This window comes from Veillonella sp. S13053-19 (assembly GCF_002959835.1).
Taxonomy (GTDB): Bacteria; Bacillota; Negativicutes; order Veillonellales; family Veillonellaceae; genus Veillonella; species Veillonella rogosae.
In genome coordinates, this window is sequence record NZ_PPDA01000015.1 from 195,421 (window position 1) to 218,565 (window position 23,145).

The 23,145-nt window shown below is 40.5% G+C and carries 20 protein-coding genes; all 20 read right to left on the minus strand.

Features of this window, described 5'->3' with window-relative positions; all coding sequences use genetic code 11:
• Positions 1-336: 336 nt before the first annotated feature.
• The 20 genes from VEHSUH06_RS10345 to clpX all read right to left on the minus strand — a co-directional run bounded on the left by VEHSUH06_RS10345 (position 337) and on the right by clpX (position 23,141).
• Positions 337-1,635: an SLC13 family permease gene (locus VEHSUH06_RS10345; protein WP_105098822.1), complete on the minus strand. Its 1,299-nt coding sequence runs from the start codon at positions 1,633-1,635 to the stop codon at positions 337-339.
• Positions 1,636-1,673: 38 nt separating this feature from the next.
• The gene (locus VEHSUH06_RS10350) at positions 1,674-1,931 is read right to left on the minus strand and encodes a hypothetical protein (protein ID WP_105081964.1); all 258 of its coding nucleotides are present in this window, start codon (positions 1,929-1,931) and stop codon (positions 1,674-1,676) included.
• Positions 1,932-2,123: 192 nt separating this feature from the next.
• Entirely contained in the window at positions 2,124-3,245 is a 1,122-nt protein-coding gene (locus tag VEHSUH06_RS10355) for a sodium ion-translocating decarboxylase subunit beta (protein WP_054746838.1), read from the minus strand.
• 70 nt (positions 3,246-3,315) lie between these two features.
• Positions 3,316-3,699 carry a biotin/lipoyl-containing protein gene (locus tag VEHSUH06_RS10360; RefSeq protein ID WP_105098823.1) on the minus strand — a complete coding sequence of 128 codons (384 nt, stop codon included), beginning with the start codon at positions 3,697-3,699 and terminating at the stop codon, positions 3,316-3,318.
• A gap of 101 nt (positions 3,700-3,800) precedes the next feature.
• Positions 3,801-3,968, minus strand: a complete 168-nt coding sequence (locus tag VEHSUH06_RS10825; protein WP_004696483.1) for a hypothetical protein — start codon at positions 3,966-3,968, stop codon at positions 3,801-3,803.
• A 20-nt stretch (positions 3,969-3,988) separates the two neighbouring features.
• The gene (locus VEHSUH06_RS10365; RefSeq protein ID WP_054746839.1) at positions 3,989-4,333 is read right to left on the minus strand and encodes an OadG family protein; all 345 of its coding nucleotides are present in this window, start codon (positions 4,331-4,333) and stop codon (positions 3,989-3,991) included.
• A 73-nt stretch (positions 4,334-4,406) separates the two neighbouring features.
• The gene (locus tag VEHSUH06_RS10370; protein ID WP_009351134.1) at positions 4,407-5,936 is read right to left on the minus strand and encodes a carboxyl transferase domain-containing protein; all 1,530 of its coding nucleotides are present in this window, start codon (positions 5,934-5,936) and stop codon (positions 4,407-4,409) included.
• Between the two features lie 150 nt (positions 5,937-6,086).
• Positions 6,087-6,509, minus strand: coding sequence for a methylmalonyl-CoA epimerase (mce, locus tag VEHSUH06_RS10375; protein WP_009351265.1), 423 nt, complete (start codon positions 6,507-6,509; stop codon positions 6,087-6,089).
• A 51-nt stretch (positions 6,510-6,560) separates the two neighbouring features.
• Positions 6,561-7,499, minus strand: coding sequence for a methylmalonyl Co-A mutase-associated GTPase MeaB (meaB, locus tag VEHSUH06_RS10380; RefSeq protein WP_105098824.1), 939 nt, complete (start codon positions 7,497-7,499; stop codon positions 6,561-6,563).
• A 79-nt stretch (positions 7,500-7,578) separates the two neighbouring features.
• Complete coding sequence (locus VEHSUH06_RS10385; RefSeq protein ID WP_009351185.1) at positions 7,579-7,974, minus strand: cobalamin B12-binding domain-containing protein; 396 nt, start codon at positions 7,972-7,974, stop codon at positions 7,579-7,581.
• A 28-nt stretch (positions 7,975-8,002) separates the two neighbouring features.
• A complete protein-coding gene (locus tag VEHSUH06_RS10390; RefSeq protein ID WP_105098825.1) occupies positions 8,003-9,649 on the minus strand; it encodes a methylmalonyl-CoA mutase in 1,647 nt (548 codons plus the stop codon).
• A 29-nt stretch (positions 9,650-9,678) separates the two neighbouring features.
• Positions 9,679-11,184 carry an acetyl-CoA hydrolase/transferase family protein gene (locus VEHSUH06_RS10395; RefSeq protein WP_105098826.1) on the minus strand — a complete coding sequence of 502 codons (1,506 nt, stop codon included), beginning with the start codon at positions 11,182-11,184 and terminating at the stop codon, positions 9,679-9,681.
• A gap of 520 nt (positions 11,185-11,704) precedes the next feature.
• Positions 11,705-12,946 carry an O-antigen ligase gene (locus VEHSUH06_RS10400; protein WP_105098827.1) on the minus strand — a complete coding sequence of 414 codons (1,242 nt, stop codon included), beginning with the start codon at positions 12,944-12,946 and terminating at the stop codon, positions 11,705-11,707.
• Positions 12,947-12,955: 9 nt separating this feature from the next.
• The gene (locus VEHSUH06_RS10405) at positions 12,956-14,263 is read right to left on the minus strand and encodes a folylpolyglutamate synthase/dihydrofolate synthase family protein (RefSeq protein ID WP_105098828.1); all 1,308 of its coding nucleotides are present in this window, start codon (positions 14,261-14,263) and stop codon (positions 12,956-12,958) included.
• A 12-nt stretch (positions 14,264-14,275) separates the two neighbouring features.
• A complete protein-coding gene (locus VEHSUH06_RS10410) occupies positions 14,276-16,933 on the minus strand; it encodes a valine--tRNA ligase (protein WP_105098829.1) in 2,658 nt (885 codons plus the stop codon).
• Between the two features lie 21 nt (positions 16,934-16,954).
• A complete protein-coding gene (gene tatC, locus VEHSUH06_RS10415; protein WP_105098830.1) occupies positions 16,955-17,845 on the minus strand; it encodes a twin-arginine translocase subunit TatC in 891 nt (296 codons plus the stop codon).
• A 1-nt stretch (position 17,846) separates the two neighbouring features.
• The gene (locus VEHSUH06_RS10420) at positions 17,847-18,818 is read right to left on the minus strand and encodes a polyprenyl synthetase family protein (protein WP_105098831.1); all 972 of its coding nucleotides are present in this window, start codon (positions 18,816-18,818) and stop codon (positions 17,847-17,849) included.
• Positions 18,815-19,513, minus strand: coding sequence for a ribosome biogenesis GTP-binding protein YihA/YsxC (gene yihA / locus VEHSUH06_RS10425; RefSeq protein ID WP_105098832.1), 699 nt, complete (start codon positions 19,511-19,513; stop codon positions 18,815-18,817). Before yihA ends, VEHSUH06_RS10420 begins: the two co-directional genes overlap by 4 nt.
• Positions 19,513-21,822: an endopeptidase La gene (gene lon / locus VEHSUH06_RS10430; RefSeq protein ID WP_105098833.1), complete on the minus strand. Its 2,310-nt coding sequence runs from the start codon at positions 21,820-21,822 to the stop codon at positions 19,513-19,515. The genes yihA and lon overlap by 1 nt, the downstream gene beginning before the upstream one ends.
• Before the next feature lie 65 nt (positions 21,823-21,887).
• Positions 21,888-23,141, minus strand: a complete 1,254-nt coding sequence (clpX, locus tag VEHSUH06_RS10435; RefSeq protein WP_009351310.1) for an ATP-dependent protease ATP-binding subunit ClpX — start codon at positions 23,139-23,141, stop codon at positions 21,888-21,890.
• Positions 23,142-23,145 lie beyond the last annotated feature (4 nt).

Sequence of the window (23,145 nt, forward strand, 5' to 3'; positions counted from 1 at the left end):
TATTCTGTGAATTCTTGTATCACCTAATGACCGATCTGAAAAGCATTTATTACAAATATACCCTATTTATGCATGAATACATAGATTTAAACTTTTTATTATCATTTAGAAAGACACTTGCCTCAATTTATGTTCTCATTATCATACAGCTCTTTTTGAAAGTCAAATGAAAATGATAAATAACTATATATATTTTTGTATAGTAATTATCATTTTTATGAAACCCTAAGTGCTATACTAGTAACTTAATTATCAATATTTATTATCATAAAAAACGAGGCCGAATCTTACGATTCGACCTCGTATGTGCTTTATAGTAGAGTAACCTATCCCCTATTATTTACCAGGGAAGAATGGCCATACCATTGGGATAATAATTAAGCTTACTACGAAGCAAACTAAGATCAATGGAACGCCAGCTTTTACATAGTCTGTAAATTTGTATTGGCCAGGACCAAGTACTAATGTATTTGGAGGTGTACCTACAGGTGTACCAAATGCACAAGATGCAGCAACGCCGATAGCCATCAATACAGCATGAGGATCAGCGCCCATACCTTGGGCAATAGAGATACCGATAGGAGCCAATAATGCACAAGATGCTGTGTTAGACATAAATTGAGTCATAACACAAGATAATGCAAATAATACTGCTGTTGCAAAGTAAGGGCTAGGATCGGACCCCATAACGCCGATTACTGCATTAGCAATCATTTTACCTGCACCAGATTGGTCAAGTGCAGTTGCTACTGGCATCATACCAGCAAATAAGAAGATTGTTACCCAGTCAATGGATGTGTAAGCTTGTTTTTCGTTCAAGCAACCAGTTAATACGCAAAGCATTGCGCCAATAACTGCAACCATGCTCAATGGTAAATTGATACCATAACCTTTTAGGAAGTCACCTAAAATCATAGCGATGATTACGCCTAAAAGAATAAGACCAGAGTATAATTGTTTCTTAGGATCGTTAGAAATATCTTCAGCAGCTACTTCTTGTTCAACGTCGCCAGCATCTTGAATTTCATGTTTAGGCAATAAATGTTTACCGATAAGCATCATGAAAATGATAGTAGCGATAGTCAAAGGAATACCGATCCAAGCAAATTCGAAGAAACCAAATGGTTTTTCACCAAATTTAGTTAATGTACCACTTACAATAATGTTTGGAGGTGTACCAACCATTGTAATGATACCACCGATACCTGCAGCAAATGCTAAAGGCATCAATTGGCGAGAAGCAGGAATCTTCGCAACAGCACAGATACCTACAACTACTGGAAGTAAAGCAGCTGTTGTACCAGTGTTGGATAAGAATGCAGACATAGTTGCTGTAACAACCATGATTGCAAGCATTAAGCCATTTTCACTAGTACCTGCATGAGATACAACTGTTTCCCCAATTTTTTGAGCTAAACCAGTGTAGAACAATGCAGCACCAACAACGAACATGCCAGCGAACAACACAACTGTACTATCAGATAAACCAGAGAATACAACCTTAGGAGTAATAATCCCCATAAGGCCAAGAGCAATAGCACCGCCTAGAGAAGTAATAGCTAAAGGAATAATTTCCGTAACGAATAAAACAGCCATGACTGCAAGGACGATTAAGGTTTGTTCTGCAGTACCCATACATCATCATCTCCCTTCAGAGAAATGCACTGATTGTATTAGATGAGATATAAAATATAGCCTACAATACTGATAGCAGAAGCCATCAAGAAAGTTATACCATAACCCTCTTTAGTTTTAGGATAGCCAAAAAATAACGCTTCTCCTAAAAAACCTCGGCGATTAAACCAGGAATATTTAGTTCTACGTTGGAACCATTTGGCCTTTCCTTCATTACCGATAATCAGTGCAGTAATAAAAAAAACAATAAATGCCCAAATAAAACAAATCAGTATTTTTAATTCTATTGATAACAAGTGACCACCTCTACTATATTCAAAGCACTAGAAGGTTATTCTGTGAATTCTTGTATCACCTAATGACCGATCTGAAAAGCATTTATTGCAAATATACCCTATTTATGCATGAATACATAGAATTGAAGGGTTTTTATATTCACCAATAGGTGTACCTAATTAGGCACACCTTGGTGAATAATTATTAAATTACTAGTGGCTAGACAACATAGCAAGCATTGTACCTGCTGCTACTGCTGTACCAATAACGCCAGCTACGTTTGGACCCATAGCATGCATGAGCAAGAAGTTAGCTGGGTTAGCTTTCGCACCTACTACTTGAGATACGCGAGCTGCCATTGGAACTGCGGATACACCAGCAGAACCAATAAGTGGATTTGTTTTACCACCATCAACAAAGCTCATCAATTTACCGAACAATACGCCACCAGCAGTACCACCGATAAATGCAACTAAACCTAAGCAAATGATTAGGATAGTTTGATAGCTTAAGAAATGTTCCGCATCCATTGTTAAACCAGTACCAGTTGCCAAGAAGATTGTAACAGTATTGATCAACGCATTTTGAGATGTATCAGACAAACGTTCAGTTACGCCAGATTCACGGAACAAGTTACCTAACATCAACATACCTAAAAGGGATGTAATGGAAGGAAGCAATAAAGAAATGAAGATTGTAGCAACGATTGGGAATACAACTTTTTCAAAACGTGTTACTTCACGCAATTGTTCCATAACAATTTCACGTTCTTTTTGTGTAGTAAATAATTTCATAACAGGTGGTTGAATCAACGGTACCAAAGACATATAAGAATATGCAGCAACCGCGATAGCACCTAATAAATGAGGAGCTAGCTTAGTAGCTAAATAGATAGATGTAGGACCATCTGCACCACCGATAATACCGATAGCAGCCGCTTCTTGAGCAGTAAAGCCAAGCATCATTGCACCACCTAATGCAACGAAAACGCCAATCTGTGCAGCAGCACCTAAAAGTAATGTTTTAGGGTTAGCAATAAGCGGACCAAAGTCAGTCATTGCACCTACACCAAGGAAAATTAGAGGTGGAAAGATTTCTTGAGAGATACCTGCGCTAATAAGTGCCATAACGCCTTCTTCGAAGCCGTTACGAGGGATATTAGCAAGTACACAACCAAAGGCAATCGGTCCCAACAATAATGGTTCAAACTCTCTAGCAAATGCTAAATACAATAGGATCAAACCTACAAGAATCATGATAGCATTGCCTGCGGAAAAAGCGAGGAAACCGCTATCATTTATAACGGATTGTATCGCAACAGCAAAAGCCTCCATATGAGTTCCCCTTTCACAAATATAAAATTGTTATATGACGCGGCACGGCCGCGCCATACAAAACTTGGTATTAGCCAAGTACAACCATGTCGTCGCCAGTGGATACAGTTTGGTTAGCAGAAACGCGTACTTCGGAAACTACAGCATCATGTGGAGCTGCGATTTCGTTTTGCATTTTCATAGCTTCAAGGATCAACAAAGTTTCGCCTTTTTTAACTGCTTGGCCAGCGGATACTGCTACAGATAAGATTTTACCAGGCATTGGAGCTTTTACAGTTTCAGCACCTGCTGGAACTGGAGCTGCTGTTGCAGCTGGAGCTGGTGCTGGTGCAGGAGCTGCTTTAGGAGCTGGAGCTGCTGCTGGAGCTGGAGCTGCTGCAGGAGCTGCGCCTTTTACTTCATTAACTTCTACATCATATGCTGTACCATTTACTGTAACGTTGAATTTTTTCATCTTAAATTCCTCCAAAATGTGTATGTCTACACCAAACTTATAAATATTTTTTACACATATAAATCGGATAATCTTAGTGATTATCTAATTAGGCAATAATCTTATCGATTACCGCGCAAGCGACCTTCCATTTTCCAATTGTAGCTTACGATTGGGCGGATGTGCGCGATTTGATCAGCGGAATAACCCATTGCCGCTAATGCACCAACGATTACTGCTACTACATCTTGAGATGGAGCTTTACCGTTAGTTGTTGTAGCATTGCTCATTAAAATGCCTCCTAAATTTTTTAACCTCTACCGCTTAAGCGACCTTCCAAGCGCCATTTAGCACTGGTTGCTGTAGGTCGGATAGATGCAATTTGTTCAGATGAGTACCCCATCGCCACAATGGCACCTACGATAGCTGCTACTACTTCATCCTCATTTTGAGCGGATGCACTTGCTGCAGCAGGAGCTGCTGCTGGAGCTGCAACAGTTGTTTCAGTTTTATGTACTTCTTTTTTTTTCTTAGTTGGATCGACTAAATGTACGATTTCCATAAGAACGCCAAGAAGAATCAACACAACAAATACAACTGTCATATTAATCGCCATAATTAGCCAAGGATTGGTAGTAACTGCTTGTCCTTCCATAATCATTCCCCTTTCTAAAAAAGTAGTAAAGAAAGGTATCTCCCAAATTCGATGATATGTTTACCGAATCGAATTATAATGGAATATTACCATGTTTCTTTGGAGCACGGTTTTCACGTTTGCTTGCAAGCATTGCCAACGCGTTAATAACTGCTGGACGAGTTTGTTTTGGTTCGATAACTACGTCTACGAAGCCACGTTCAGCAGCTTTGTATGGAGTTGCGAACTCTTCTACGTATTTAGCTGTTTTAGCATCTTTATCTTCGTCTTTCTTGAAGATGATGTTAGCTGCACCAGCAGGACCCATTACAGCAATTTCGGATGTAGGCCAAGCGTATACTTGGTCAGCGCCCAAATCTTGGGAACACATAGCGAGGTAAGAACCGCCGTATGCTTTACGAGTGATAACAGTAATTTTTGGTACTGTTGCTTCAGAGTAAGCATACAACATTTTAGCACCATGACGAATGATACCGCCCCATTCTTGATTTGTGCCAGGCAAGAAACCAGGAACGTCAACGAAGTTAACGATTGGAATATTGAAAGCATCACAGAAACGGATGAAACGGGAAGATTTGTCAGATGCATTGATGTCCAAGCAACCAGCCATTACTTTTGGTTGGTTAGCAATGATACCAACGGATTGACCATCAAAACGAGCGAAGCAAGTGATGATGTTTGTAGCATAGAATGGTTGTACTTCATAGTATTCGCCATTATCTACAGTAGCTGCGATAACATCTTTCATGTCATAAGGCATGTTACTGTTATCAGGCAACAAGCTATTCAAGCCTTCATCTTCACGAGTTGGATCGTCACCAGTGTCTACTAATGGAGCATCTTCCATGTTGTTGGATGGCAAGAAGCCCAATAAGTAGCGGATTTGAGCGATACAATCATCTTCGTTTTCAGCAGCAAAGTGAGCTACACCGGAAACGGAGTTGTGAGCCATTGCACCACCAAGATCTTCAGCTGTTACTTCTTCACCAGTTACAGATTTGATAACTGCAGGACCAGTGATGAACATTTGAGATGTGTGTTTAACCATGTAGATGAAGTCAGTCAATGCTGGAGAATATACAGCACCACCTGCGCATGGACCCATGATTACGGAAATTTGTGGAATAACGCCAGATGCATTTGTATTTTCAAAGAAAATTTTACCGTAACCTGCAAGGGCATCTACTGCTTCTTGAATACGAGCACCGCCGGAGTCGTTGATACCAACGATAGGCGCACCCATTTTCATTGCTAAACGTTGTACTTTAACGATTTTAGCGGCATGCATTTCACCAAGAGAACCACCTTCTACAGTAAAGTCTTGTGCGAATGCGTACACTAAACGACCGTCGATAGTACCATAACCAGTTACTACACCTTCGCCTGGTAATTCTTTCTTTTCTTGACCGAAGTTAACACAACGATGTTTAACAAATTGATCAAGTTCAACGAAAGAATTATCATCGAACAATTTAGCCAAACGTTCGCGAGCAGTCATTTTGCCTTGAGCATGTTGTTTCTCAACGCGTTTTTCGCCACCACCGGCTTTAACTTTAGCTAGTTTTTCGTGCAATAACTCGATTTTTTCCTGCACTGTTGCCATTATAGCACCTCCAAATAAAACTTGTTACAGTATCATTTTATTTCATTAATAATTAAAGTTCAAGCATAATACATATTTAACATATAACTTGAATTTATATGTATATGTATATCTATAACTCATACATAATGATGTGAATTGGACACTGTATTATTTCATACGTTGACATAATTCAAGCAATACGCCGCCAGTTGCTTTTGGATGTAAGAAAGCAATTGCGGAACCGCCTGCACCATAACGAGGTTTTTCGTCAATCATACGAACGCCTTTAGCCATCAAATCAGCAATAGCATTTTCAATATTATCAACGCGCAATGCAACGTGTTGGATACCATCACGACCGCCGTTTTTCTCGATGAATTTACCGATAGGACCATCTGGAGTTGTAGTTTCTAAGAATTCAAGTTCAGCATCGCCACATGGGAAGAAGGATACTTTTACTTTTTGTTCTTCTACGATTTCATCTTCAGGAAGATGTTCAATACCCAATGCATTTTTGTAGAATTCTTTAGTTGCTGCTAAATCATTAACACCAATACCAATGTGATCCACTTGTAATACTTTAAAAGCCATTTCGATTATCTCCTTTTCAAGGCTAAATCTATAATGCTATGTAGTCGCCGTCTACTTTAGCACGCTTGTCATTACGCCGTTAACAACTGTGTACGGATCGCTTTCGCGTTCATTAACAGCTGCCACTTGGCTATTAAATTCGTCGCTAGTAATGATTTTTTCAGCTACATAACGACCAATTTGTTCATTAATCATTGCGATGATTTCATCACGAGTACGTTCTGCCCGACGAGATTCCAATTCACCAGAATCTTCAAGATACTCAAAATGTTCATCTAAAGCGTCGATGAGTTCATCTACGCCTTGGTCTTTACTAGCAATTGTGCGCTTAATTGGTGGGCGCCATTTTACCTCGCGAGAGTCAAGGTCAAGCATCATTTCAATTTCTACATTCAAACGATCGCAACCATCTCGGTCAGCTTTATTGATAGCAAATACATCGCCGATTTCAAGAATACCCGCTTTGATAGCTTGGATATCGTCACCGAGACCAGGAACAAGTACAACTAATGTAGTATCCGCATTTTTTACGATATCTACTTCAGATTGACCTACGCCTACTGTTTCAATGATAACTAAATCCATACCAAAGGCATCCATAAGTTTTACAACGTCTGCAGTCTTTTTGGATAAACCACCAAGACTACCACGCGTGCCCATGCTTCGAATAAATACATTTTCGTTTAACGTCAAATCGTTCATTCGAATACGGTCCCCCAAGATAGCACCACCAGAGAATGGGCTAGTTGGGTCGATGGCAACGATGCCGATTTTTTTACCTTGATCTAGATAATGTTTAACAACTTTATCTGTCAATGTACTTTTACCAGCACCAGGGGCCCCTGTAATACCGAGAATACGTGCATTCCCTGTTTTAGGGTAAATAGCCTTCATAATATCAATGGCATTATCATACTCGTTTTCTACAGCTGTGATGGACCGTGCTAAGGCTAGTCGAGAACCTTCAAAAAGGCCTTTAACTAAATCCATTCGCTTCACCACCTATCTTTGAATATGGGAATAGAGGGATTCATCTATTCTAAATGAGTCCCTCTCACCCATGCATTAATTATTTAACGTTTTCGTTGATGAAGTTAACGATATCGCCAGTTGGTGTACCAGGTGTGAATACAGCAGCTACGCCAGCTTCTTTCAAGCCAGGGATATCAGCGTCAGGAATAACGCCACCGCCGATTACAAGTACGTCACCCATACCTTTTTCTTTCAAAAGTTCAACAATTTTAGGGAACAATGTGTTGTGAGCACCGGAAAGAAGGGATAATGCAACTACATTAACGTCTTCAGAAAGAGCTGCTTCAACGATTTGTTCTGGAGTTTGACGAAGACCTGTGTAGATTACTTCGAAACCAGCATCGCGAAGAGCGCGTGCTACTACTTTTGCACCACGGTCATGACCATCAAGACCTGGTTTTGCTACGATTACTCTAATACGTTTTTCTGCCATGATTTATTACCTCCGAAATTAGCCGATATTATAATGTGGAATGAGCTTCGTATTCACCGAATACTTCGCGCAATACATTACAAATTTCACCCAAAGTAGCATATGTTTTAACTGCTTCAAGAATTAATGGCATCAAGTTAACGTTTTCGTCAGCTGCGCCAACTTTAAGTGCTGCCAATGCTGCATCAACTGCTGCTTGATCGCGGTTAGCACGAACTGCTTGAGTTTTCTTGGATTGGTTAACACCTACGGAAGCGTCTACGCGAAGCAAGTCTTTTGGAGCTTCTTCTTCAACTTGGAATTTGTTTACGCCAACGATTGTGCGCAAGCCAGATTCAACTTCCATTTGCCATTTGTAAGCGGATTCTTGAATTTCTTTTTGGATGTAGCCTTTTTCGATTGCTACTACAGCGCCGCCCATTTCATCAATTTTCTTGATGTATTCCATAGCTTCGTCATAGATAGCGTTAGTCATAGCTTCTACATAGTAGGAACCGCCCAATGGGTCAACTACGTCAGCTAAACCAGATTCGTAAGCCACGATTTGTTGTGTACGAAGAGCTACTTGTACAGATGCTTCTGTAGGAAGAGCCAAAGCTTCGTCACGAGAGTTTGTATGTAAGGATTGAGTACCGCCCATTACAGCAGCTGCAGTTTGAAGAGCAACACGAACGATGTTGTTGTCAACTTGTTGTGCAGTCAACATGGAACCAGCTGTTTGAGTATGTACACGAAGCATCATGGATTTTGGTTTTTTAGCACCAAAACGTTCTTTCATGATAGTTGCCCATAAGCGACGGGATGCGCGGAATTTAGCAACTTCTTCAAGTACGTTGTTATGAGCATTCCAGAAGAAGGAAAGACGACCAGCGAAGGAGTCAACGTCAAGACCAGCTTTCAAAGCTGCTTCTACGTACGCGATACCATCAGCAATTGTGAATGCGATTTCTTGCGCTGCTGTGGAACCTGCTTCACGGATGTGGTAACCGGAGATAGAAATTGTATTCCATTTTGGAACGTATTGAGAACAATATTCGAAGATATTAGTGATCAAACGCATGGAAGGTTTTGGAGGGAAAATGTAAGTACCGCGAGCTGCATACTCTTTCAAAATATCATTTTGAATTGTACCCATCAATTCAGTGGAAGGTACACCTTGTTTTTCAGCTACTGCGATATACATTGCCAACAAAACGGACGCTGGAGCGTTGATTGTCATGGATGTGGATACTTTGCCAAGGTCGATGCCGTCGAACAAGATTTCCATATCTTTCAAGGAGTCAATCGCAACACCTACTTTACCAACTTCGCCTTCAGCCATAACGTCATCAGAGTCATAACCGATTTGTGTAGGCAAGTCGAATGCACAGGAAAGACCAGTTGCACCGGACTCGATTAGGTAACGGTAACGTTTGTTGGATTCTTCAGCAGTTGCGAAACCTGCGTACATACGCATTGTCCAGAAACGGCCACGGTACATAGTAGGTTGTACACCACGAGTATAAGGGAATTCGCCAGGCATCCCCAAATCGCGTTCATAGTCGAAACCTTCGATATCAACTGGTGTGTACACACGGTTGTATTTCAAGTTTTGACGTTCTGGAGTTTTTGCACTTCTTTCGTCACAAAGTTTGTTATACTCAGCAATTTGGGCTTTTAAGTTTTCGTAAGCCATGTTTTCATCATCCTCCTAAAAAAACAGGTTTATTTTTTCATGCTTCCAGTTTCTGTGAAGCGTTTATGCCAAGAAAGAGCTTCATCAAGCAACATAGGTGTATGGGCATTCTTAGTTGCTTCTAATGCTTTTTCTAGGTATTCAGTTAACATTGGTTTGTAGTCTGGGTGAGCACATTTTTCAATGATCAAACGAGCTCTTTCCACTGGGCTCAAACCACGGCAGTCAGCCACACCTTGTTCTGTACAGAAAATCATAGTGTCATGTTCTGGGTGATCTACGTGAGATACATAAGGAACGATGGAACTGATGTCGCCATTTTTAGCAACGGAGTTAGTACAGAAGATAGTGAGATATGCACTACGTGCAAAGTCACCAGAACCGCCAACACCGTTCATCATTTTACTCCCCATAATATGGGTAGAGTTTACATTGCCAAAAATATCAAATTCGATAGCGGTATTCATGGCAATGACACCAATACGACGAGCAATACCAGGGTTATTGGAAATTTCTTGCGGACGAAGAATAATTTTTTTACGATATTCATCGATATTTGCATAGAAACGTTTCAACCCGTCTGGGGAAGGACTCAATGCAGTACCGGAACATACTGTTACTTTACCTGCATCGATAAGGTCAAACATACCATCTTGAATAACTTCTGTATAGATGGACAAATCTGTGAATGGACCTTTAGCAAGACCACTAATTACAGCATTTGCTACAGAACCTACACCAGATTGTAATGGAAGCAAGTTTTCAGGCAAGCGACCTTCTGCAATTTCTTGTTCAAAGAATTTAATAAGGTGTTGACTCATTGCTTTCGCATCATCATCGATAGGTGCTAGAGGTCTAGTTGTATCAGGGATGTCGCAAGGAACGATAGCTACAATTTTTTCAGGGTCGCAAGGAATTGCGTCAGTACCAATACGATCACCAGGTGTTTCCAATGGAATTGGTTTGCGATGAGGTGGATCGAGTGGTTCGTAGATATCATGCATACCTACCAAGGAAAGTGGTTGGGATACGTTTACTTCTACGATAACTTTTTTAGCTTGGCTCACAAATGTTGGAGAGTTACCAACGGATGTTGTAGGCACAATAGAGCCATCTTCATTGATTTGAGCAGCTTCAATAATCGCTACATCTAAATCACCAAAGAAGCCATAGCGAACGTTTTGTGCCATTGTGCTTAAATGCATGTCGATGTAATTCATTTTGCCGCTGTTCAACGCTTTGCGAGTGTCCCCATTAGTTTGATATGGGAAACGACGGTGAATACCGTTTGCACGTGTTAAAGCACCATCAGCTTCATCACCAACGGAAGCGCCTGTCCACAAATCGATTTTGAATGGTTCTTTTTCCATTCTTTCAGCCAATGCCAATGGCACAGCTTTTGCATAACCAGATGGAGTAAAGCCGGAAATACCAACTTTATCGTTTGGGTTAATCAAAAGAGCTGCTTCATAAGCAGTGACAATTTTACCTTGGAGGGCCGCACTTTTTACGCGGTCTTTGATGTCTATCACCATTACCATCTCCTTTAAGAGTAACATTGTATAAACGACAGTTTGATCTCTTGGTCGTTCCTTAAACCGACTTCATCGTATTCCACATCCAATGTATTGTCAACTTATATGACTAAAATGTATTTTTTTATACACTTCACTAGTGCATTATGACTAAAACGCATAGATTTTCATATTTTCACATAAGTTTTATTCACATCGTTATAACTCACAGGAATCATCGATTTAGTAGTATATATTGATGTTTTTCGGTTAAATCGAACTATCTCTATACAACATATAGAACCTTTTCAATATAAAAACAACATCTTACATACAAAAAATGAACCGTACACCTCCCTATAAAGATACAATAGATATACAAAAAACCGGTTTTCAAATGCAAGCAATAATGTTCAATTAGCTCTAACATTAGAAAACCGGTTAATAATACTTAATCATACCTTACCAAGGTATGTATTAATTATACCATATTATGAAATTATATAGCTACCATAAAATATGCTAATTATACAAGATATACCTATTTTATATGGTCACTCGTTGAAAGTTGCACTTTCACAAAGGCCCCAACCCAGCCTAGCAATTGCCAAAATACAATGGTCACTTGATGGCTATAGAGCTCAAAGTCAGATAAACCACTAACGAGAACAGCCACTGCTAAGGCGCCTACGCCTATTTGTGCTGCTTGTCGGAATAGATCCCCTTTTAATCGTATAGATGTAATTACATGACCTACGATAACTGCGAGGAATGATAACAAACCTGGGATACCTATTTCAGCCAAAATGTTCAAATATAAATTGTGCGCATGATACATTAATACATTAGGACCTTGAATATAATAGTTATACTCAGGGTAGACTAAGTAGAATGTATTCCAGCCAATACCAAAGATAGGGTTTTCTCCTATGATATATGTCGTGCTATCCCACAACGCCCAGCGAAGATCCGCTGACGTATCGTGACCTTGGAATATCGACCAAAGTCGTGACGCAATTTCACCTTCATAGAAGTACAAAATTATCGGTACCGCTAACAAGGATAGAAATAGACGTCGCTCTACAAAGATAGCCCAATAGAGAATCATAGCGGCAAAGCTAATCCAAATACCACGAGAATAGGTTAAGAGCATCGTTAAAAATAAAACGATACCTATGATGAGCATCGTCACCACGTCACGGGTGCGATTCTCTTTCATATAAACCAGTATATAACTGATGCATACGCTTAAGACCATCAACAAATAAGCGCCTAACAAGTTAGGGTTTTGTAATGTTGATGCCATGCGGCGCATCAAGTTCGGAAACTGTGCAGCATCTACCCATTCTTTTATATGTATATTAGGAATAAATAGATACTGATAGGCCCCAATAACACAGACAAGAACTGCGGTGCCTAAAAAAGCACGAAGAAAATAGTTCCATTGTTTAGGCGTTTGAATATAGGTACGCACTAAATAGTACATCCCCCCACCTGCTACAATTTGGTAAAACCAACTCTGAATAGACCAGTCCCAATTCGGTGACATAATCGACGATATACCAGTCCATATAACAAAGATCATCACCGTCCAAGACAGATAGCCTGTAGGTAAGCTCAAAGATTTACTAGATATTAAATCATATAGTGCCAGTCCTATAGCCAGCCAAAGGAGTACATCCCCTACCATCGGCTGCAACGGCATGGCCACAACAACACCATAAATTAGTCGTTCAATATAAAAGGTCAGTCGCTTCTGATTAGGAATAAGTGAGAGTTCCATGATCTCACCTTAGTGACTCATCTCATGGTTAAACCACTGACGAGCATCCCCTAGAATATATAACGAACCACATACGGCGATAATATCACCAGTCTTAGTATGCTTATAGGCCAATGCTAAAGCGTCCTCAACAGAGTCAGCAGTTTGAGTCGTCGCCTTTGGTACAGTGCGTCGAATGACCTCAACCAAGGTTTCAGGTACTCCCGTTCTATCTGTTGGCGCCGGTACAACTAAGACTGTATCTCCGGCCTTAACGACTTCACGGATAATCGCCTCTTGGTTTTTATCTTTAAGAATGGCCATAACAATCGTTTTTGGACTATCTTTAAACAATTCAGCATAAGTCATACCGAAAGATTCAGCCCCTGCCGCATTATGAGCACCATCAAAGATAAAGGTACGATCTAGACCTCGTTTAACTTCGAAACGACCGGCCCACGTAGTGCGAGCAAAACCTTCGCGCATCGTTTCTTCACTGATACTCTTATCGTCTTTCATCAATAGGCGCACAGCCATTAACGCACAAGCGAGGTTTACAGATTGGTGAATACCTACCATCGTCGTAAAGAGCATAGCAGGTGCAGCATCATTGGCACTGACCGTAATCATTTGACCACCTGTTACAGCACTGCGACTATCGATGCCAAAATCTTTATTGAAAGCATACAGTTTAGCATTCTTTTCTTTGGCTACATCCTCAATAATACTGAGAGGCGTACCTTGTGCAGCTGTTACTACAGGTACTTTAGCTTTAATGATGCCCGCCTTATGACGTGCAATCTCCTCAACAGTATCACCACAGTACGCTTGATGATCCATAGATACATTAGTAATAACAGATACTTTAGGAATAACGATATTAGTAGAGTCTAGCAATCCGCCTAAACCAACTTCTACTACCGCATAATCTACACCTTGATCTTTAAAGAACAAGAATGTGGCCGCCGTCAATATTTCAAATTGCGTCGGTGCCTCTACTCCATTACTGATGATAGTATCTACTGCCACTTTTACACGATTGATTAATTCACCGAAGGCTTCCTCTGTAATATTTCCATCATTGATTTGAATTCGCTCCGTATAGGATTGAAGGTGAGGCGATGTAAATCGCCCCACCCGTAATCCACTTGTAAACAGTGCGTAGGAAATATATGAGGTAACCGAGCCCTTACCATTCGTACCTGTAACATGAACAATTTTATAGTCCTCTTGTGGATTCCCAAGGGCTTCCATAAGAGCTGTAATTCGTTCAAGGCCAGGCTTAATACCGAATGAGGATGCCTGTTCTAAATAGGCTAAGGCCTCTTGATATGTCATATAAACCTCCTATTATAAGGTTTCAAGGAACGCTTCACGTTCCAATAACGCTTGTTGTTTTTGTTTATATTCTTCTAACTTTTCTTTTTCTTTCGCTACTACAGCTTCAGGAGCTTTTGCAAGGAAACCTTGGTTAGACAATTTACCTTCCAAACGGGAAATTTCTTTTTCCATTTGAACTTTTTCCTTTGCAATACGCTCTTTTTCTTTCTCGCCATCGATTAAGTCTTTAAGCAAGAGATATACTTCCATACCATTTACAACTGTTACGGTCGCATTTTCTGGTTTACCATCGTTGGCGCCAAGGATTGTTACCTTCTCAGCCCAAGCTAATGTTACGAAGTAGTCGCTATGGTCTGCTACAGTTTGAGCTAATGCTGCATCTGTAGGTGCCACGATAACCTCTGCTTTTTTACCTAACGGTACGTTCATTTCAGCACGCATGTTACGAATGCCTTTAATAGCATCCATCATCACTTCCATCTGACGAGCTGCGCCGTCAAGATCGTCAAAGTTCAAGGCTTCTGGCCATTTAGTAACTACGATGCTATCCCCTTCATGAGGCAAGTGTTGCCAAATATGCTCTGTTACGAACGGCATGAACGGATGTAACAATTCAAGCATGTGACGCAAGATAGTTACGAGCAAGTATTGAACTGTACGACGATCGCGTTCGTTGCTTTCACTGTACAAACGAGGTTTCGCCAATTCAATATACCAGTCACAGTACGTATTCCAAATGAAGTCATATACAGAACTTGCCGCTTCACCTAATTCGAATTTATCGAGATTAGATGTTACGCTTTGTACTGTTTCATTGTATTTTTGAATAATCCATTGATCAGCTAATGTTAAATCATCAGCAGTTGGAACAAAGCTTTCATCATAATTCGTAAGATTCATCAATACGAATTTAGAAGCATTCCAAATCTTATTAGCAAAGTTGCGGTTCGCTTCCACACGCTCCATGTAGAAACGCATGTCGTTACCAGGTGTATTGCCTGTTACAAGGGTGAAACGCAATGCATCGGCACCAAATTGGTCAATAACGTCAAGTGGATTGATGCCATTGCCTAAGGATTTACTCATCTTACGACCTTGGCTATCGCGAACAAGACCGTGGATGAATACGTGTTTGAACGGAATTTCATCTTCGAACTCAAGAGCCATGAAGATCATACGAGCTACCCAGAAGAAGATGATATCGTAACCAGTTACGAGAACACTTGTTGGGTACCATTGTTTAAGCTCTGGAGTTTGGTCAGGCCAGCCCATCGTAGCAAACGGCCACAAGCCAGAGCTAAACCATGTATCAAGAACGTCTGGATCTTGTGTTACATGACCGTGACAATGAGGGCATTCTGTAATGTCTTCACGACTTACGATAGTTTCGCCACAGTCATCACAGTACCATGCAGGAATGCGATGGCCCCACCATAATTGACGAGAAATCGTCCAGTCACGGATGTTTTCAAGCCAGTTTACATATGTTTTAGTAAAACGTTCAGGCACAAATTCTACTTCATGTTCTTTAACAACTTTAAGAGCTGGCTCAGCCAACGGTTTCATATCAACGAACCATTGTTTAGATACCATTGGTTCAATGATTGTATTACAACGGGAGCAATGACCTACTGCATGATCATGGTCATCGATTTTTTCAAGTAAGCCTAACTCTTGAAGTTCAGCTACTACTTGTTTACGCGCTTCTTCACGAGGCAAGCCATTGAACTTACCAGCCCCTTCATTCATTGTGGCATCATTGTTCATAACAACGATAGACTCTAAATCATGGCGTTGGCCCATTTCAAAGTCGTTAGGGTCATGAGCAGGCGTAATTTTTACACAACCTGTACCAAAGCTTGCATCTACATAGTCATCGGCGATTACAGGAATCTCACGGTTAACAAATGGCAATACCAAAGTTTTACCGATAAGATCTTTATAACGATCGTCTTCAGGGTTTACCGCTACCGCTACGTCACCAAACATTGTTTCTGGCCGTGTCGTTGCTACCACTACGAAGCGATTATCTTCACCTTTTACAGGATATTTAATATGCCATAAATGGCCGTGTTCATCTTCATGTTCAACTTCTACATCAGATAAAGCCGTTGCACAACGAGGACACCAGTTGATGATGCGCTCACCGCGATAGATCAAACCTTTTTCATAAAGTTTTACGAATACTTCGCGCACTGCATGGTAGTAACCATCATCCAATGTAAAGCGTTCGCGAGTCCAGTCACAAGATGCGCCAAGGCTACGGATTTGTTTTACGATAGTATCACCGTATTCTTTTTTCCATTCCCATACGCGTTCTACGAATTTCTCACGACCTAAATCATAGCGAGATTTACCTTCTTCTTTAGCGAGCATCTCTTCTACTTTGATTTGAGTGGCAATACCAGCATGATCTGTACCAGGCATCCACAACACATTGTAACCTTGCATGCGTTTGAAACGAATAAGGATATCTTGTAATGTATTATCAAGAGCATGGCCCATGTGCAACATACCTGTTACATTAGGAGGCGGTAATACGATACTGAATGGCTCTTTATTAGTGTCTACTTCTTCGTGAAAGTATCCTTGATTTTCCCAATAAGAATACCATTTCCCTTCTATTTCACCGGGGTTATAAGTGGTTAAATTTTCGTAGGTTTTCATCGTTCCTCCTAAAAATACTCCTTAGCGCTTCATAATCTTAGCCAATACAAATAGGCTCGTTTCATATAGCAATATCATAGGCAATGCAATCATCGTTTGAGAGAACATATCCGGTGTTGGTGAAATGACAGCACCTATGATAAAGGATATAAGAATAAATATCTTTCGTTTCGTTTTTAAAAAACGTGATGTTATTAAGTTGAAATATCCCAAGATAATTAAAATCAACGGCAATTCAAAGATAAATCCAAAAGGTAGTACAAAGGACAACACAAAGTCCATATACTGACCAATGGAAAACATCGGTTGTAATTCGTCGGTAGCAAAGCCCATGAAGAACTTCACGGCCGCAGGCAATACAAGAAAATAAGAAAATACAATGCCAATACCAAATAAAACAATCGCTACCGGTAAGATCCAGTTGGACAACTGTTTTTCTCGCACAGTTAAGGCAGGCTTAACAAAGAGCCAAATCTGATGCAGTATAATAGGCGCTGCTATAATGAGCCCTCCTACTATAGATACTTTCATATAGGTAAAGAAAGCTTCAGTAGGTCTCATATAGTAGAGCTTGCCTGCAGGCTTGAGGAGTATTTCTAATAATAGGTCTACATAATAGTAAGAAATACAAGTCCCCACAATAATGGCCACTACCATCAAAATAAGCCGTTTTCTCAATTCAGATAGATGGCCTACAAGAGATAGCTCCCGAGCTTCATCCATCATTTTCTGTTCCATTTCAGTATAAATTTGTTCATTCTCCAGTTCCTCAGGAACTTGTAGATTTGCCACCTTATACCGTTCTTGCTCTGCTTTTTGCTCTGCTTCACGCCGTTTTTGACGAACTACACTATCAAAAGAAGGTTTTTGTACGGGATATTCGAAATCCGGTTTTGGTTCGAACGGCTCCATATTATACCTTTCTATCAGCTAGATTTTCTACAGCCATCACAAGGAATTCCTTGCCTGGGAAATCACGTACCGCAGCAAGTGCGGCTAACGCATCTTTACAATATTTATCAGCTACCGCTAATGTATTGTCGATACCGCCTTGAGCGATAACGTAATCAATAATATCTTGCTCATTACCGCCATTATTCAAGGCTTTTATATCTGCAAGCAATCTATCTTTATTATCATCGTTTACGATACTTAATAAAGGATAGGTCAATAAACCTTCGCGTAGGTCATTCCCTACAGGTTTACCTGTAGTCTCAGTTGTTTCACGATAGTCCATGATATCATCTGTAATTTGGAATGCCATCCCCAAAGCGTGACCATATTTTTTCAACTCAATGATTTCAGACTCACTCCAGCCCCCTAAGAGACCACCTAATTCCATACAGCCTTCCATGAAGTCCGCTGTTTTCTTTTGAGTCTTAGTCATATAGCGCTCAATCCCTTGATCGATACGATATACGTCTTCCATTTGCATGAACTCGCCTTCTACGAGACATGTAATGATATGAGAGAAAATTTGTAAATACTTCATATTAGGCATTTCAGATACGATTTGGAAAGCCTTAGCAAATAAGTAATCCCCACTAAGAATGGCGACTTTATTGCCTTTGTGCGCATGAATTGTATTTTCACCGCGACGAATCTCAGCTTGATCTAATACATCATCGTGAATCAGTGTTGCTAAATGAAGCATTTCTACGGCTTCTGCAATTCTAATGCGCTCACGTTCTACAGATGTGCCTGCATTGGCAATCAATAGACATAATTGAGCGCGTAAACGCTTGCCACCAGCTGCTGATAATGGTCGAATCAGTGCATTAAAGTCTTCTGCACCTGTATTAAAAGATGATGCAAGAGATTCTTCAACGCCCTCTAAATCTAGAGCAATGCGTTCCATAATCTCTAACTCATTGGTTTGACTCATGCTTCATCTCCTACTAGAACTTTATTGATGCGTTGTTGTAAAAGCTCACGACCTGTATGTTTTAAGGAGCTATATAAAATAGGCGGTGTATCCGTTGGATACAGTTCCTTAATTTTAGCCAAGTTCGCAGACTTTTCTTTAGCCGTTAGCTTATCAGCTTTAGTAACCACAATTTGTAGTGGCACACCAGCCTCAACAAGCCAATCGTAGGCTACCTTATCAATAGGCATCTCTGGATGACGACCGTCGATAAGCAAGCACAACAACATCAATCGTTCAGAATGTAAAATATAATCGGCAATAAAGGAAGACCACAAATTGCGGTTTCCTTTATTTGTCTTTGCAAAACCATACCCAGGAAGGTCTACGAGGAACCAATTGTATCTGCGTTCCTCTGTTTCAGAAATATCCTCTTTTGACTCAATGTCAAAATAGTTTATCGTCTTTGTCTTACCTGGCTGTCCACTAACGAGGGCTAACCCACGGTAATTACACAACGAGTTAATCAACGAAGATTTGCCCACATTAGAGCGGCCTAGGAAAGCGATTTCCACAGTATCCCCTTCAGGATATTGATCCGCCTTCACACAGGAGGTATTATATTTTGCTACTATAATACGAGGCCCCTTCGGTTCTTTTCGTGTATATTGTGGTTTTGGCCCCATTTGTTTAGTGGATTTTTTCTTTTTTTGCATTACACAAGTGCCTTTGCTAATACTTCATCCATTGTCTTAACTGGCGTAATAATGAGTCCTTCTTTTACAATGTCAGGTAATTCTGCAATATCCTTTTCATTGCCTTTTGGAATCAATACCTCTTTAATGCCATGAGACAAGGCTGCTAATAACTTCTCTTTTAAACCGCCTATTGGCAATACGCGTCCACGCAATGTAATTTCACCAGTCATGGCAATATCAGAACGAACCTTGCGGTTTGTCAAAATAGATACCATCGCCAATGTCATTGTAATACCCGCAGAAGGACCATCTTTAGGCGTTGCCCCTTCTGGCAAGTGAACGTGAATATCGAGCTTCTTATAGAAATCTTCTTCAATTTTTAATGCTTTCGCATTGTGGCGAATGTAACTCATCGCTGCTTGGCCAGACTCTTGCATAACCTTACCTAAGCTACCAGTTAATGCCAATTTGCCGGTGCCATTCATAGTCGTAGCTTCACAAGGTAACACTACGCCACCAACAGCAGTCCAAGCTAAGCCATTTACATAACCAACTTGAGGTTTCTTTTCCCGTTCTTGGTCAACGAAAATTGGTGCACCTAAGAACTCATGAAGATTCTTAGTAGTTACTTTTGGTGCATCACCACCTTCTTCAACTACTTTGAAAGCGATTTTACGGCAAATCTTTGCAATTGTTTTTTCTAAGGTACGAACACCAGCCTCGCGAGTATACTCGGAGATTACTTTTCTCAACACAGCATCAGATAATTTAACCTTGTAGTCTTCAAGGCCATTTTTCTTAATTTGCTTAGGAGTTAAGTAACGCTTAGCGATTTCTAGTTTCTCTTCTTCCATATAGCTAGACAATTCAATAATTTCCATACGGTCTAACAAAGGACCAGGAATATTGGATGCTACGTTAGCTGTAGTAATCCAGAATACTTCGGAGAAGTCGAATGGTACTTCGATGAAGTGATCGCTAAATGTACTATTTTGTTCAGGGTCCAACACCTCTAATAATGCAGAGGATGGATCACCTTTATAATCAGATGCGAGTTTATCAATTTCATCCAATAAGAATACAGGATTCTTAGTACCTACATTCTTAAGACCTTGGATCATGCGACCAGGCAAGGCACCAATATACGTACGACGATGACCGCGGATTTCAGCTTCATCGCGAACACCGCCCAAGGATGCACGAATAAACTTACGGTTCATCGCTTTAGCAATAGATGTGGCCAAGGATGTTTTACCAACCCCTGGTGGACCTACTAAGCAAAGGATGGAACCACTGTTTTTACCAGTCAACTTACGAACAGCTAAGAATTCAAGGATGCGTTTTTTTACCTTTTCAAGGCCATAATGGTCAGCCTCAAGCATCGCATGAGCTTCCTTAATGTCTAAGCGGTCTTCAGTCAATTCATTCCACGGTAAAGCCAATACCCAATCTAAGTAATTGCGCAGAATTGTTGCTTCTGGCATCAATTGCGGCATGCGACTATAACGGGAAATTTCTTTATCAATACGCGTATGTACATCTTCACTTAAGTTAAGCGCTTTCAATTTAACGCGTAATTCTTCTGCTTCTTCCTCTGGATCACCTTTGTCACCCAACTCATCGTGGATAACGCGGATTTTTTCGCGCAAGAAATATTCTTTTTGCGCTTTTTCCATGGATTGACGCACTTGATTATTAATGGAATTTTCCAAATCTGAGATTTGTAATTCCATATTTAAAATGCCTACAATCATGTTGAGACGGCGAGCTACAGATAATTCCTCTAATAACTCTTGGCGTTTCAAATTATTGATTGGTAACAAGAATGCAACTTGGTCAGCTAATTCACATGGGTCACGCAATTCCATAACGCGCGTTACGCCTTCATCTGTTACAGATTTAGCTTCTTCTGCCCATTCACCGAATTTAGACTGTACGAGACGACGATAAGCTTCTAACTCCACATCATCTTCAAACTCAGAGGCTACGCGTTCGTAGTCCCCTACATAGTACGGATCCATACTTGTAATATTCATTACGCGAATACGTGTAATGCCCTCTACAAGAACACGTACAATACCACCTGGTAAGCGTAACATTTGCTTGATTTTTACTAATGTACCCATTTGGGCTAAATCATGAACGGTCGGTGCATCAACAGCATCATCCTTTTGGGTCACAACTGCTAAAATGCGATCCTCGTTCATCGCGGCCTCTACCGCTTTAATGGATTTGTCTCGACCGATATCGAGGTGAATCACGATATTTGGGTATACAACCATGCCTCTAAGAGGTACGGTAGGGATCCCAATTTCGAGTAAATTCATACTTCCTCCAGGTATTTATATTATGAAAAGAAACTCATTCCTACACAGAAATGAGTTTCTTCGAATTACGATTTCAACTGGATGTCTTGGTCTGCCTCATTTTTGAGTATAGGTTCACCTGTGCTCAGAACGGATTCACGATTCACGATGCACTTAGTTACTTCCGGCATGGAAGGAACTTCGAACATAACGCGTTTCATCACCTTTTCAATGATAGCACGCAAACCACGAGCACCTGTTTTTCGCTGTAATGCTTCATCAGCGATTTCTTCTAATGCATCTTCAGTGAAAGTTAACTCTACACCATCAAGGGATAGAATTTTTTCATATTGTTTTGTTAATGCATTTTTAGGCTTTGTCAAAATTTGGATTAATGCATCTCTGTCCAATTGATCTAATGTTACCATCACAGGCAACCGGCCAATGAACTCAGGAATCAAACCAAACTTCAATAAATCTTCAGGTACAACATCTTTTAAGATAGCCGATACATTACGTTCTTCTTTACGTTGCACATCTGCACCAAAACCAAGGGTTTTCTTAGCTGTACGCTTAGTAATAACCCTATCCATACCATCAAATGCACCACCACAAATAAAGAGAATATTTGTCGTATCAATTTGAAGCATTTCTTGATTTGGATGCTTTCTACCACCTTGAGGCGGAACAGAAGCAACGGTACCTTCTAAGATTTTAAGCAATGCTTGTTGCACCCCTTCACCAGACACGTCACGTGTAATGGAAGGATTCTCAGACTTACGAGCAATCTTATCGATTTCATCGATATAGATAATGCCGCGCTCAGCCCGAGCTATATCATAATCTGCAGCTTGAATAATTTTGAGCAAGATATTTTCCACATCTTCCCCTACATAACCAGCTTCAGTTAAGCTTGTAGCATCTGCAATAGCAAATGGCACTTCTAGCATTTTCGCTAAGGTTTGAGCCAATAGTGTTTTACCACTACCAGTAGGACCAATGAACAATACATTAGCCTTTTGTAATTCTACATCATCTACTACATTATCTGTTTGTAAGCGTTTGTAGTGATTATATACAGCCACGGCTAAAGAGATTTTAGCATCATCTTGACCAATGACATATTCGTCAAGATGAGCCTTAATATCTCTTGGCGTTGGCAATTCTTTTAAGTTGAAGTCGTCCGTTTCAACAGCACCCAACTCATCAGCGATGATACGTTCACATACTTCAACGCATTCATCACAAATATACACGTTAGGACCCGCCACTAATTTGCGGACTTCTTCGCTTGTGCGTCCACAAAAACTGCAGCGCATTGTGTCTTTATCTTTTGCCAAGGGG